The organism is Aerococcus sp. NPDC058936, from assembly GCF_042741995.1.
In the GTDB taxonomy this organism is placed as follows: domain Bacteria; phylum Bacillota; class Bacilli; order Lactobacillales; family Aerococcaceae; genus Aerococcus.
Genome location: NZ_JBHYKZ010000008.1, coordinates 97,617 through 111,760, shown reverse-complemented (window position 1 = coordinate 111,760; position 14,144 = coordinate 97,617). Strand labels below are relative to the sequence as shown.

The 14,144-nt window shown below is 40.1% G+C and carries 11 protein-coding genes and 1 pseudogene; all 12 read left to right on the top strand.

Annotated features, from left to right (window positions below):
* The 12 genes and pseudogenes from ACFW0C_RS07615 (at window position 1) to dcd (ending at window position 14,018) form a co-directional block, all read left to right on the top strand.
* Complete coding sequence (locus ACFW0C_RS07615; RefSeq protein WP_378106602.1) at window positions 1-192, top strand: DNA-directed RNA polymerase subunit beta; 192 nt, start codon at window positions 1-3, stop codon at window positions 190-192.
* A 259-nt stretch (window positions 193-451) separates the two neighbouring features.
* Window positions 452-1,363, top strand: coding sequence for a tRNA pseudouridine(55) synthase TruB (gene truB / locus ACFW0C_RS07610; RefSeq protein WP_378106600.1), 912 nt, complete (start codon window positions 452-454; stop codon window positions 1,361-1,363).
* A 17-nt stretch (window positions 1,364-1,380) separates the two neighbouring features.
* Window positions 1,381-2,328, top strand: a complete 948-nt coding sequence (gene ribF / locus ACFW0C_RS07605) for a riboflavin biosynthesis protein RibF (RefSeq protein ID WP_378106598.1) — start codon at window positions 1,381-1,383, stop codon at window positions 2,326-2,328.
* Window positions 2,329-2,546: 218 nt separating this feature from the next.
* Window positions 2,547-3,734, top strand: a complete 1,188-nt coding sequence (locus ACFW0C_RS07600; RefSeq protein WP_378106597.1) for a M20 family metallopeptidase — start codon at window positions 2,547-2,549, stop codon at window positions 3,732-3,734.
* A 249-nt stretch (window positions 3,735-3,983) separates the two neighbouring features.
* A complete protein-coding gene (gene hrcA / locus ACFW0C_RS07595) occupies window positions 3,984-5,036 on the top strand; it encodes a heat-inducible transcriptional repressor HrcA (protein ID WP_378106595.1) in 1,053 nt (350 codons plus the stop codon).
* Window positions 5,037-5,057: 21 nt separating this feature from the next.
* Window positions 5,058-5,600, top strand: a complete 543-nt coding sequence (gene grpE, locus ACFW0C_RS07590) for a nucleotide exchange factor GrpE (protein WP_378106638.1) — start codon at window positions 5,058-5,060, stop codon at window positions 5,598-5,600.
* 78 nt (window positions 5,601-5,678) lie between these two features.
* Complete coding sequence (gene dnaK, locus ACFW0C_RS07585) at window positions 5,679-7,505, top strand: molecular chaperone DnaK (RefSeq protein ID WP_378106593.1); 1,827 nt, start codon at window positions 5,679-5,681, stop codon at window positions 7,503-7,505.
* Window positions 7,506-7,595: 90 nt separating this feature from the next.
* Window positions 7,596-8,774, top strand: a complete 1,179-nt coding sequence (dnaJ, locus tag ACFW0C_RS07580; RefSeq protein ID WP_378106591.1) for a molecular chaperone DnaJ — start codon at window positions 7,596-7,598, stop codon at window positions 8,772-8,774.
* 372 nt (window positions 8,775-9,146) lie between these two features.
* Complete coding sequence (lepA, locus tag ACFW0C_RS07575) at window positions 9,147-10,970, top strand: translation elongation factor 4 (RefSeq protein ID WP_290491512.1); 1,824 nt, start codon at window positions 9,147-9,149, stop codon at window positions 10,968-10,970.
* Between the two features lie 270 nt (window positions 10,971-11,240).
* Window positions 11,241-12,056 (top strand): annotated as a pseudogene (locus ACFW0C_RS07570) (SDR family oxidoreductase).
* Window positions 12,057-12,123: 67 nt separating this feature from the next.
* Entirely contained in the window at window positions 12,124-13,158 is a 1,035-nt protein-coding gene (locus ACFW0C_RS07565; RefSeq protein WP_378106589.1) for a zinc-binding dehydrogenase, read from the top strand.
* Between the two features lie 338 nt (window positions 13,159-13,496).
* Complete coding sequence (gene dcd / locus ACFW0C_RS07560; RefSeq protein WP_378106587.1) at window positions 13,497-14,018, top strand: dCTP deaminase; 522 nt, start codon at window positions 13,497-13,499, stop codon at window positions 14,016-14,018.
* Window positions 14,019-14,144: the final 126 nt, after the last annotated feature.

Genomic DNA, 14,144 nt, shown 5'->3' with positions numbered 1-14,144 from the left:
ATGAAATATTATCATCAATATATCAACCAACCATGGAAGAAAATTGTATTTTGGGGATTACTGCTATTGATTGTGGGCTTCCTACTATTCACTATCGGTGGCTTGATTGGATACAGCATGTCGTCTGACCAATCAGCCTTCAATTTCTTAAACCCAGCTAGCTGGAACCATGTCCTCTCATTTATTCGTTAAATTCAATATGACCAATTAGGGCCAAGGACTAGACCATTTTAGTTCTTGGTTTTTTTGATATAAGATGGAAAAGTGGATGGTCAAGCTGACCAGCAACATGCCATTAGTTTCGTAGCCAAATGATGATTGTCGAGGTTTGTTTTCAAGATTGTCATATTTTTGGACAAGGATTTTTCCGGTTCAAATAATGATTAACCTCAATTCGAATCAGTTTTTTAATGGTTCATATGTTACAATAAGCTAGATATGAGGTGAGTTTATGGATGGCATTTTGCCTTTGTGGAAAGAACGTGGCATGACGAGTCACGACTGTGTATTTAAAGTAAGAAAGATTTTAAAAATGAAAAAAGTTGGTCACACAGGGACCTTAGACCCTAATGTTGACGGAGTTTTACCTATCTGTTTGGGTAAGGGGACTAAACTGGTCGAATTGTTGATGGACAAAACCAAAGTCTATACTGGCGAAATTACTTTAGGCTTTGCAACGACAACTGAAGACTCAGAGGGTGAAGTGATTGCTGAGGAATCTTTAGCCAATCCTTTCGAAGACGATCAGATTCAAGCATTGATGGATGAATTAACAGGTCATATCATCCAAATTCCGCCCATGTATTCGGCAATAAAAGTCAAAGGGAAACGCCTGTATGAGTATGCCCGTGAAGGCCTTGAGGTTGAACGACCTGAACATCCTGTATTTGTCCACGACTTCAAGTTAGTGGGTTCGTCCCGGTTTGAGGACGGCAAGCAAGTTTTTGCTTTTGAAGTGGTTTGTGGCAAGGGGACCTATGTCCGCACTTTAGCCAGCGACTTAGGGCGAAAACTAGGGGTGCCAGCGACGATGACTAGCCTCACTCGGGACGGGTCAACCCCTTTTTCAAGGGCAGATTGTCTGACACTATCACAATTAGCAGAGGCGGTTGAAGCAAATGATTATACTTGGTTGGTACCAATTGAATCGGCCTTATCTGCCTATCCCGTGTGGCAGGTTCCAACTGAGGATAGGCACTTAGTGAAATTGGTGGAAAATGGGTCAGTCCTAGAATTAGCGACGTTACCAGCTGATTTAAGAAACCAATTACCGGTGACGGCTTATATCGACAGCAAATTAAAGGCGCTTTATGATGTCCATCCAAGTAAAGATGGTAAAATAAAACCTAGTAAAATGTTTTAAAGATTGGACGATACTGAATGAAAACGATAAATTTACACCATCCTTTTGAACAGTCAACGGTCTATGCGGGCGATGTTGTCTTGGCTTTGGGATTTTTTGATGGGGTCCACAGGGGTCACCAGGCGGTTATTCAAGCAGCCCGTGATGAGGCTGACCGTTTGCAATTACCACTGGCTGTAATGACTTTCAATATGGCCCCAAGGATCATGTACCAACAAATCCGTCCTGAAGGGGTGACTTATTTAACAACTTTAGCCGAGAAAGAACGATTAATGACACAACTTGGGGTGGATTACCTTTATGTCGCGCAATTAACGTCATCATTCGCAGCCTTGAAACCGCAAGAGTTTGTCGATCAATATATGGTTGGTTTGCATGCCAAATCGGTGGTAGCGGGTTTTGACTATACCTACGGCAAAAAGGATATCGCCAACATGCAGACCTTAGCGTCCCATGCGGCTGGTCGTTTTAACATTATTGAAGTGAATAAGTTATCGGAAGATACCAGCAAGGTGGGGTCAACTGAAATTCGACATGACTTGAATACCGGTCAAATTGACAAAGCTAACCGACAATTGGGCTATATCTATTCAATTGATGGTATCGTTGTTCACGGAGAGAAACGCGGACGTGAGCTTGGCTATCCAACAGCTAATTTGATGGTGCCTAGTGAATCGCTGATCCCAGTGGAAGGGGTCTATGTGGTTGAAATGTTGTTGAATGGCCAAGTATATCCTGGTGTGGCATCAATCGGGACTAATATTACCTTCGGAGAAAACCGTAAGCGAACAGTAGAAATTCATCTTTTAGATTTTAAAGAGGAAATTTACGGTGAATACGTAACGGTTTATTGGCATAAATACTTGAGACCTGAACTTAAATTCGATGGCATTGAAGCCTTGATCAAACAAATGGACCAAGATGCCATTGATGCTGAAGCATATTTGGAAAGTTTACGAAAATAGATTTAATGTAAAAAAGGTCAAATATACGCTTTGATATGAACGCTGAAGAAAGATTTTCGGCGTTTTTTTTTTCAAGAAGTAAGCAAATATAATCAATGAAAATGTAAATGTTGATATTAAAGCCTTTTTAGTCATATTTTTTATAGATATGATTAGAATAATGCTAAATTAATAGTAGAATGAAATTGGAAAATAAAAAATATTGGAGGAATATCACAATGGCATATTTAGATCGTGCTAAAGAATTTTTTGATGATGCAGTAAAAGTTCGTCGCCAATTACACGAAAACCCTGAAGTTGGTTTTGAATTACCAGAAACAACTAAACTTGTGAAATCAAAACTTGATGAGTTTGGAATTCCATACGAAAACGTAGGAAATTCATACGGCATTACAGGGACATTGGGTGATTCTGCCAAGGGTAAAACTTTATTGTTACGTGCAGACATGGATGCATTAGCCATTACTGAAAAAGCTCAATCGTCATGTACATCTAAAAATGAAAATGGACACTTATGTGGCCATGACATGCACACCACTATTTTATTAATGGTCCTAAAAATGTTGAAAGAAAACGAAGACCAATTAGAAGGTCAAATCAAATTCTTATTCCAACCAGCAGAAGAAACTTTAAACGGTGGACGTGTAATGGTTGAAGAAGGTATTTTAGAAAATCCAACACCAGACGCCGGTATGGCATTACATATGTGGCCAAATGGGGACAAAGTGGATGTTGAGATCCACCAAAAAGAAGCTTTAGCATCTGCTTTAAACTTCCGTATCACTATTAAAGGTGTGGGTGCCCACGGTGCAATGCCAAACAACGGTATCGACCCAGTCTTTGTGGCTAGCCAAATCATTAATGGTGCAAACGGCATCTTAGCTCGCGAATTACCGTCTAACAAGGGTGCGTCATTATCTATGGGTTACATCAATGCGCCAGGTGGTGCCATCAACGTAATCCCAGACACAGTTGTCTTAGAAGGTACTTCTCGTTCATTGTTCCCAGAATCAGCAGAACACGTTTCAAAACGTTTGCCAGAAATCGTTGAACATATTGGTAAAGCATTCCGTGCTGAAACTGAATATGAAGTTATGGCAGACTGTCCGTCATTAATCAACTCTGAAAAAATGGCTGAACAAGTGATGGCTTATGCTAATGAAGCTTTGGCTGGTCATTATGACGTGTTGAACGTACCACCATACTTAGCTTCAGAAGACTACGCACACATTGCTAGCAGATTGCCAGAATCAACATACTTCTTCATTGGTTGTCCATTACCAGATGCCAACGGCGAAGTATACCCTGTTCACCACCCATTGGTACAATTCAACGAAGAAGCATTAATTGTTGGATCTGCTACCTTAGCAACAGCAGCAACTAACTGGTTACGTGACAACAAATAGGCGTATCGAAAAAATATGAAAGACGAAAGGACACTTGACTATTACAAATAGTTTGGTGTCCTTTTTCTATAGAATTAATGGATACCATAGCCAGTCTTACTTGATCCAAAAGCTTGAATTATTAAAAGGAAATTCAAAAGTCAAAAAAAGTCAAAAAAAAGTTTGACTATTATTGACAAAAGAAATGATAGGTGATATATTATAGACATGTTAGCAGTCAGAGTTGTTAAGTGCTAATGAGGTGATAAGATGTTAACAAAACGACAAAGTTTAATATTACAGGCGGTAATTGATCATTATTCGAAACATCAATTACCAGTCGGTTCGAAAACTTTATCTCAACATCAAGAAATAAACGCAAGTTCTGCTACAATACGTAATGAATTAGCCAGACTTGAAGATTTATCATTGATTTCCAAAACCCATTCATCATCTGGACGAGTGCCAGCTGAAGCGGGTTATCGTTACTATATTAATCACATCATGCCATATTATGGCGGATTGATTGATTTAGAGCTTGAGGAAGAGGAAGATGCTTTACTTAGAGAGATATTCCACGATCCTTATAACGATTTGAGTCAAGTGATTCGAAAAACGGCTGCGACTTTAGCCTCGCTTTCAGAAAGCGTCGTTATTTCGATGGGGCCAGATATTGCAAAGCAACGATTGGCCAATTTTCAAGTATTGTCTTTAACCGCTGACCAAGCAATAGTCATATTGGTGACAGATAAAGGTGTCATTCGCAATCAAATTGTGTCATTCAACGAGGTGGTTACACCGCAATTGATTGAGGGTATTGCAGAGATTATGAATCAAGAACTTGTGGGCCTCGAGCTAGCAACAGTGATTGAAAGGCTGCAAACATACTATTTAAAAGATATTGAGCAAATGAACCGGTCTGATGAAGACAGTAATCTTTTGATTCACCGGTTTATGAATCAGTTCAATAGTGATGGCATGATGGTAAATGGTCAAAATTATTTATTTTCTTCATTAGCTGATTCAGCTAATGCGACTAGTATTGCACAATTAAGTCAATTACTAGAAGATCGATCAGTGATCACTTCACTGATTAATACCACAGACCAAGGTATCCAAGTGAGGGTGGGTAAGGAACTTAAAGATCCGACATTGGAGAATATGAGTTTAATGTCTACTAGCATGGGTACTGTAAAATCAGGTAAGTTAATTACTTTTGCGGTACTTGGGCCGGAAAGTATGTCCTACATTCGTATGGCGCAGCTTTTCCAAAGTATTTCAAAAGAAATGGTTAGATACCTGGACAATTATTATAAATCTTAGGAGGTCTATCAATTGACAAAAATGGACGATAATCAACAAGATTTAAATGTTGATGAAGAAATCAATGAAACTGACGTTCAAGACGAGCAAGTTGAAACAGTAGCTGAAGAAGATAGCGAATTAGCTTCTCTTCAAGCTGAATTAGCAGCTAAAGATGACCAAATTATGCGTCTATCTGCTGAAATTCAAAATATGCACCGTCGTAACCAAACTGAACGTGAATCTGCTTCAAAGTATCGGTCACAGAATCTAGCTAAAGGTATCTTACCAGCTATCGATAACTTGGAACGCGCTTTAGAACTAGCTAAGGATGATGAGTCATCTCAGCAATTAGTGAAGGGTATCGAAATGGTACACGCAAGCTTATTGCAAGCTTTATCAGAGGAAGGTGTTGAAGTCGTTGACCCTAAAGGTGAACTCTTCGATCCAAACTTCCATCAATCTGTAAGTGCGGTACCGGCTGAAGAAGGACAGCAAGCTGAAGAAGTAGTGGCTGTTTTCCAAAAAGGTTATGTATTAAAAGATCGTGTCCTACGACCTGCGATGGTTTCTATTGCACAATAATTCATTTAACATAGATTTTAACCACAGATAAATTCATTTAAATTGATAGATTAATTAAAAAAGGAGACGTGTTTTATTATGGCAAAAATTATCGGAATTGACTTAGGTACTACTAACTCTGCAGTCGCTGTATTAGAAGGTGGCGAACCTAAAATTATCGCTAACCCAGAAGGTAACCGTACAACACCTTCAGTTGTTTCATTCAAAAATGGTGAGCGCCAAGTTGGTGAAGTAGCAAAACGTTCAATGGTAACAAACCCTAACGCGATTGCTTCAATCAAACGTCACATTGGTGAAGACAACTACACTGTAGAAGTTGAAGGTAAAAAATATACACCACAAGAAGTTTCAGCAATGATCTTACAATACTTAAAAGGTTACGCTGAAGACTACTTAGGAGAAAAAGTAACAAACGCAGTTATTACTGTTCCAGCTTACTTCAACGATGCACAACGTCAAGCAACTAAAGATGCTGGTAAAATCGCTGGTTTAGAAGTTGACCGTATCGTTAACGAACCAACAGCAGCCGCATTAGCTTACGGTTTAGACAAAGTTGACGCAGACGAAAAAGTTCTAGTATTTGACCTTGGTGGTGGTACTTTCGACGTTTCTATCCTTGAATTAGGTGACGGTGTCTTTGAAGTATTATCTACTTCTGGTGACAACAACTTAGGTGGGGACGACTTTGATAACGCTATCGTGAACTACTTAATCGCCGAATTTAAATCAGAAAACGGTATTGACCTTTCTTCTGACAAAATGGCTATGCAACGTCTAAAAGATGCTGCTGAAAAAGCGAAAAAAGACTTATCTGGTGTAACCTCAACACAAATTTCATTACCATTCATTACGGCTGGTGCTGAAGGTCCACTTCACTTGGAAGTTACTTTATCTCGTGCGAAATTTGACGAATTAACTTACGACTTAGTACAACGTACAAAACAACCAGTTAAAAATGCCTTATCTGATGCTGGTTTATCTAAATCAGATATTGATCAAGTTATCTTAGTTGGTGGTTCTACTCGTATCCCAGCTGTTATCGACATGGTTAAAGCTGAAACTGGTAAAGATCCTAACCGTTCAGTAAACCCTGACGAAGTAGTAGCTATGGGTGCTGCAATTCAAGGTGGGGTTATCTCAGGTGACGTTAAAGATGTCGTTTTACTTGATGTAACACCATTATCATTAGGTATCGAAACAATGGGTGGCGTGTTCACTAAATTAATCGACCGTAACACAACGATCCCAACATCTAAATCTCAAGTATTCTCAACAGCTGCTGATAACCAACCTGCTGTAGATGTACACGTACTACAAGGTGAACGTCCAATGGCTGCAGACAACAAGACATTAGGTCGTTTCCAATTAACAGATATTCCTGCAGCACCTCGTGGTGTGCCTCAAATCGAAGTAACATTTGATATTGATAAAAATGGTATCGTAAATGTTAAAGCGACTGACAAAGGTACTGGTAAAGAGCAACAAATTACCATCCAATCTAACTCAGGTTTATCAGACGACGAAATCGATCGTATGATGAAAGATGCTGAAGCGAATGCTGAAGAAGATAAAAAACGTAAAGAAGCAGCAGATCTTAAAAACGAAGTTGACCAATTAATCTTCCAAGTTGAAAAAACAACTGGTGAATTAGAAGGTAAAGTTGATCAAGCTGAACTTGACGAAGCTAACGCGCTTAAAGATGAATTGAAAGCTGCGCAAGAAGCTGACGATGTTGAAGCAATGACAGCTAAAAAAGATGAATTAAACGAAAAAATTCAAGCTTTAACTGTTAAATTGTATGAACAAGCAGCGCAAGAAGCTGAAGGTCAAGAAGGTGCAGCCGACTCTTCAGACAATGATGGCGATGTAGACGCTGACTTCGAGGAAGTTAACGACGATAAATAATCCATAAGTTTCAAACCCTGTCTTCTATGAGGGCGGGGTTTCTTATGTTATGATGGACTGCATAACGCATGATTCAAGGGGGAGTACAGCGTGGCTGAAAAAAGAGACTACTATGAAGTCCTTGGCGTGTCAAAGACCGCAAGTAAGGATGAAATAAAGAAAGCCTATCGAAAATTATCAAAAAAATATCATCCAGATATCAATAAAGAAGCGGATGCAGAAGACAAATTTAAAGAAATTTCTGACGCATACGAAGTCTTAAGTGATGAGCAGAAACGTGCAGCCTATGACCAATACGGACACGCAGCTACTGACGGCGGCTTCGGTGGAGGCGGCGGATTTGGTGGCGGTAGTTACCAATCTTATGGTGGCTCTGGCTTTGAAGACATCTTTGAGCAATTCTTTGGTGGCGGAGGCGGCGGCTTCAGCGGTTTTGGTGGTGGCTTCGGTGGAGGCGGCCGTACGGCTAACCCAAATGCACCGCAACAAGGTGATGACTTACAATACAATATGGACCTAGAATTTGAAGAAGCTATTTTCGGGACGGAAGAAACGATTTCTTACCGTCGTGAAGTAGACTGTACAGTATGTGAAGGATCTGGTGCTGAACCAGGTACAGCAGTTCATACCTGTCCAACATGTTCTGGTTCTGGTGTTGAAAAAGTTTACCAACAAACACCATTAGGTCGTGTGGTATCTCAATCTGTATGTCATGAATGTTCAGGTAAAGGGAAAGTATTCGACCAAGCTTGCCACCACTGCCACGGTGCTGGACGTGAAACTGTAACACATAAAGTGAAAGTAAACGTACCAGCCGGTGTTGAAGATGGCCAAAGCATGCGTCTTAACGGCCAAGGGAATGCTGGTAAAAACAATGGACCAGCAGGAAGCTTGTATGTCGTTTTCCGTGTGAAACGTTCTGAAACCTTTGAGCGTGAAGGGGCAGAAATCCGCTATGTATTACCAATTAACTTCGCCCAAGCGGCTTTAGGTGATGAAATTGAAGTCCCAACTGTTCACGGTAAAGTATCGATGAAAGTGCCAGCTGGTACCCAAACAGGTACGAAATTCCGTCTACGCGGTAAGGGTGCACCTAAATTGAATGGTAATTCAAACGGTGATCAAACAGTAACTGTTAAAGTGGTTACACCTACGAATCTGAATGAAGAACAAAAAGCTTCATTGAGAGCCTTCGCTAAAGCTTCAAATGACGAAGTAAGTGAAGAAGACAGAGGCTTCTTTGATAAATTGAAAGACGCATTTTCTTAATAAATGAAAAAAAGTAGCACTAGGCGATCTGACTGGTGCTACTTTTTTTTGCGTTATTCGTTTAGGAGGTCTTAATTTTGGGGCTTAAAATCTGAAAGAGGCCCCCATTGCCTGGTGCATAGAAACTATCGCCACCAATAGTAAGGGATTTCATGGCTACTTTCAATTGATCATCGGAAATTCATCAATATCATTTAATAGGGTATAAAAATGTTTCAGGGCTGTTTTATAGTAAGAAAGAGCTGAAAAATTCAATCTAGCATTTACTTATTACTACAGATGGACTTGTTGATCTTAAAGCGGGCAAAATGTTGTGGTAGTGGGGTAATTTTGCTATAATGATAATTGCTGAAAATAAGAGGGGGATGGAAAATGAATATCCAAGAAATGAAAGACAGACAAGAAAAAATCAGAAATTTTTCCATCATCGCGCACATTGATCATGGTAAATCTACTTTAGCGGACCGCATCCTACAAAATACAGGGACGGTTTCTGATCGCGAGATGCATGACCAAATGTTAGATTCTATGGATCTTGAACAAGAACGTGGTATCACGATTAAGTTGAATGCCATCGAGTTAGAATATAAAGCGAACGATGGGGAAACTTATATTTTCCATTTAATTGATACTCCAGGACACGTAGACTTTTCATACGAAGTTTCACGTTCTTTGGCAGCCTGTGAAGGGGCCGTATTAGTTGTGGATGCAGCACAAGGGATTGAAGCCCAAACACTTGCTAACGTATACCTAGCTGTTGAAAATGACTTAGAAATTGTACCAGTAATCAATAAGATTGACTTACCAGCAGCTGATCCAGAAAAAGTGAAACAAGAAATCGAAGACGTGATTGGTTTAGACGCTTCTGATGCAGTATTAGCTTCAGCTAAAGCTAATATCGGTATTGATGAGTTACTGGAACAAATTGTTGAGAAAGTACCTGCACCAACTGGTGAAATTGAAGCACCTGTACAAGCTTTGATTTTTGACTCTGTATACGATGCATACCGTGGGGTTGTTTTAAGTGTCCGTGTGGAAAATGGTGTTATCCGTAATGGTGACCGAATTCAAATCATGTCAAATGGGAAAACGTTTGATGTCACCGAAGTGGGGATTATGTCACCAAAACCAATTCCGCGTGACTACTTGATGGCCGGGGACGTTGGTTATATTACTGCCTCTATTAAGACTATCCAAGATACACGAGTTGGGGATACGGTCACTTTAGCGACAAATCCTGCAACCCAACCACTAGCTGAATACAAACAAATGAACCCAATGGTCTATTGTGGTTTATATCCAGTGGATTCTTCAGACTATGTTGACTTGCGTGAAGCATTGGAAAAATTACAATTAAACGATGCTTCTTTAGAATTCGAAGCAGAATCTTCTCAAGCTTTAGGGTTTGGTTACCGCTGTGGTTTCTTAGGTATGTTACATATGGATGTTATCCAAGAGCGTATTGAACGTGAATTCAATATTGACTTGATTGCGACAACACCATCGGTAATTTACCATGTGTATAAAACAGACGGTACAATGGTTGAGGTGGCTAACCCATCTGAAATGCCAGATCCAACTTATGTTGAATCTATTGAAGAACCTATTGTAAAAGCTAATATCATGGTTCCGCAAGAATATGTTGGTGCCGTAATGGAATTAGCTCAACGTAAACGTGGAAACTTTATCACTATGGACTACTTAGATGACATTCGTGTTGATGTTAAATACGAATTGCCATTATCTGAGATTGTATTTGACTTCTTTGACCAATTGAAATCAAATACTAAAGGTTACGCTTCCTTAGATTATGAATTGGGTGGCTACCAAAAATCTAACTTAGTTAAATTAGATGTCTTATTAAACGGTGACGTTGTCGATGCCTTGTCAATTATTGTACATAGAGACTTCGCTGAAAGCCGCGGGCGTACTTTAGTTAGCAAGTTGAAAGACGTTATCCCAAGACAACAATTTGAGGTACCAATTCAAGCAGCAATTGGCCATAAAATTATCGCCCGTACTAATATTAAAGCCTTACGTAAAGACGTTACGGCTAAGTTGTACGGTGGTGACGTTACCCGTCGTCAAAAACTATTGAAGAAACAAAAAGAAGGTAAGAAACGTATGAAGGCTATTGGTTCAGTCGAAGTACCGCAAGAAGCCTTCTTAGCCATCTTAGATATGGGTGAAGAGTAAAATTTAAAACTGTATATTTATCGATACCAATTACTTTGGGACTAATGACTATAAATGTCAATAGTCTCTTTTTTTATCATTTTTGATTTTTAAAGTATAATTTGTTGAAGGGGTGTTGGTTAGCTAGCATGCTTTTTTATTTTCAAATCACTTTAATAACCTCTTGCCTTAGAGTGCACTCTAAGGTGTATAGTTGTCCTAGACATGAGGAAAGCATCAAAGTTCCTCATCTCGTGTTGTAATGATCACGGTTTTGCTAGGGGGGTTAAAATGAAAGATGTACTATTGTTAGTAGGTGCTGGTCAGATAGGGATGGCCATTGCCCGTCGTATCGGTGTTAACCATAAGATTCTAATTGGTGACAAAAACTTTGACAATGCCATCGTGATTGCGGATAATTTGGAGGGGGCCGGATTTGATACTGTAGCCACTGAAATTGATATTGCTGATAAGAATTCAATCGCCACTTTTATTGAAAAAGGGCAATCCTACGGTGAGATTGACCTGTTGATTAATGCAGCAGGGGTGTCCCCGAGTCAAGCATCCATTGAAACTATCCTCAAGGTAGATTTGTATGGGACGGCCGTGTTGTTAGAAGAAGTAGGTAAAGTCATCAAAACAGGTGGTAGTGGCGTCACTATTTCTAGTCAGTCAGGCTACAGGATGCCAGCCTTAACCGCCGAAGAGGACCGGTTACTAGCGACAACACCATTAGACCAATTGTTGGCTTTAGACTTTCTACAAACTGACAATGTCAAAGACTCGCTCCACGACTACCAATTGGCTAAACGAGGAAATGGGAAACGGGTCATGGCTGAAGCAGTTAAATGGGGCAAAAAGGGTGCCCGTATCAATGCAATTTCACCTGGTATTATTGTCACACCCTTAGCACTAGACGAATTTAACGGCTCACGTGGCGATTTCTACAAGGATATGTTCGCGAAGAGTCCAGCGGGTCGTCCAGGAACGGCGGATTAAGTAGCTAACCTAGCGTCAATATTAATGAGCAGTGAAGGCGCCTTTATTACCGGATCAGATTACTTGATTGACGGCGGGGCAACAGCAACTTTTTATTATGGCGATTGATATAGCGAATTATCAAACCAAATCATTTTGATAAAGAACATTTTAAAATCAGAAAGGGCGTAATAATATGAAAGCAGCAATTTTTAAGGAACCAGGAAATATGACCCTCACTAACTTGGACCGTCCGCAAATTCAAGCACCACACGATGCCATTATCCGCGTTGTTCGTGCATGTGTTTGTGGGTCTGACTTATGGTGGTTCCGCGGTATTAATGATAAGGCTTCAGGCTCGCAAGCAGGTCATGAAGCGATTGGCATTGTCGAAGAAGTTGGGTCAGCAGTTAAAAATGTACAAGTAGGTGACTTTGTCATCGTGCCATTTACCCATGGTTGTGGCCACTGTGCTGCATGTAAGGCAGGTTTTGACGGGGATTGCACGACTTTCACAGGTGGCGTATTGGGTTTCCAAGCTGAGTACTTACGTTATGTATCAGGAGATTGGGGTCTTGTGAAAATTCCTGGCCAACCTAGTGACTATTCTGCAGATATGTTGAAGTCATTTACCACCTTGGCAGACGTTATGGCTACCGGTTACCATGCCGCAGTCAGTGCTGAAGTGAAAGCTGGCGATACAGTAGTGGTTGTGGGCGACGGGGCAGTTGGTTTATGTGGTGTTATCGGGGCTAAACTATTAGGCGCTGAACGCATTATTATCATGAGTCGTCACAAAGACCGCCAAGATTTAGCCCTTGAATTTGGGGCAACTGACATTGTTGCTGAGCGTGGAGACGAAGGGATCAACCGTATCATGGAATTGACTGGCGAAGGTGCTGACGCCGTTTTAGAGTGTGTCGGTTCACAATTAGCCGTTGAAACTGCTGTCCAATTGGCGCGTCCAGGTGCCGTCGTTGGCCGGGTTGGTGTGCCCCATATCGATGAATTGGATACCAACAAATTATTCTGGAAAAACATCGGCCTTCGTGGCGGCCTTGCAGCTGTGACAACCCATGACCGTGCCGTCTTACTAGATGCCGTTCTAGATGGGCGCATCAATCCAGGTAAGGTCTTCAACATGTCCTTTGACTTGGATGATGTGCAAGAAGCTTATACAGCAATGGACGAACGCCGTGCCATTAAATCATTACTAGTTATTTCTGACTAACTAAATGACCATTCCCCCAATGATTCACCAGTAACAGATGCGGAAGCTTTCGCAAGTATGGAAAAGGCTTTGATCTTGTTATATTTGGGCCAGGTGAAGAAAAATTACCACATTAATAAAACGAGTATGTATCTGCTGAAGATTACTCAAGTAAAATTGATTTGGTCAAAAACGTGATTAAAGCCTATTTAACATAATAAATGTTATTAGCCGGAAGTGAATAGCTTCCGGTTTTTGCTTACATGGTCTTAATTCCAGAAATGACCAACTAGAAACCATCTTTCTTTTTGCCAAATTAAAGGTATAATGAAATAAAATAGCGAACAAAGGGTGAGTGTATGATTTTATCAGGTAAGAAAATTGCTGAAGAGCAAGGAACTGGCATTAAAATAACGCCATTTAATGAAAGTCAGGTTAATCCTAATTCTTATAACTTGAGACTTTCAGATGAATTGGCTTATTACGAAGATGATGTGTTGGATATGAAGAAAAAACCAACCTTGAAATCGATTCAGATTCCTGAAGAAGGTTATTTATTAGAACCAGGCAAATTGTATTTAGGCCGGACAGTGGAATATACTGAAACGGATAAATATGTCCCTATGTTAGAAGGACGTTCTTCAATCGGTCGTTTAGGTTTATATATCCATGTAACGGCTGGTTTCGGGGATGTTGGTTTCTCAGGTTACTGGACCTTAGAAATGCACTGTTTACAGCCAATCCGCATCTATCCAAATGTTGAAATTTGTCAGATCTATTATCATACAATTAACGGTGAATATGATTTATATTCTTCTGGAAAATATGCCAACAACCAAGGGATTCAAGAATCCCGTTTATACCAAGACTTTATCAAATAAAGTGCCAGTCCAATTATGAATATTTTGTGAAGAAAAGCCATGAATATGGCTTTTTTTGTGAAAGCATGTGTGCTTTGACCAAATCTGACTTTGTATGCGTTATAATATATTTGTAGTTAAGAAGTG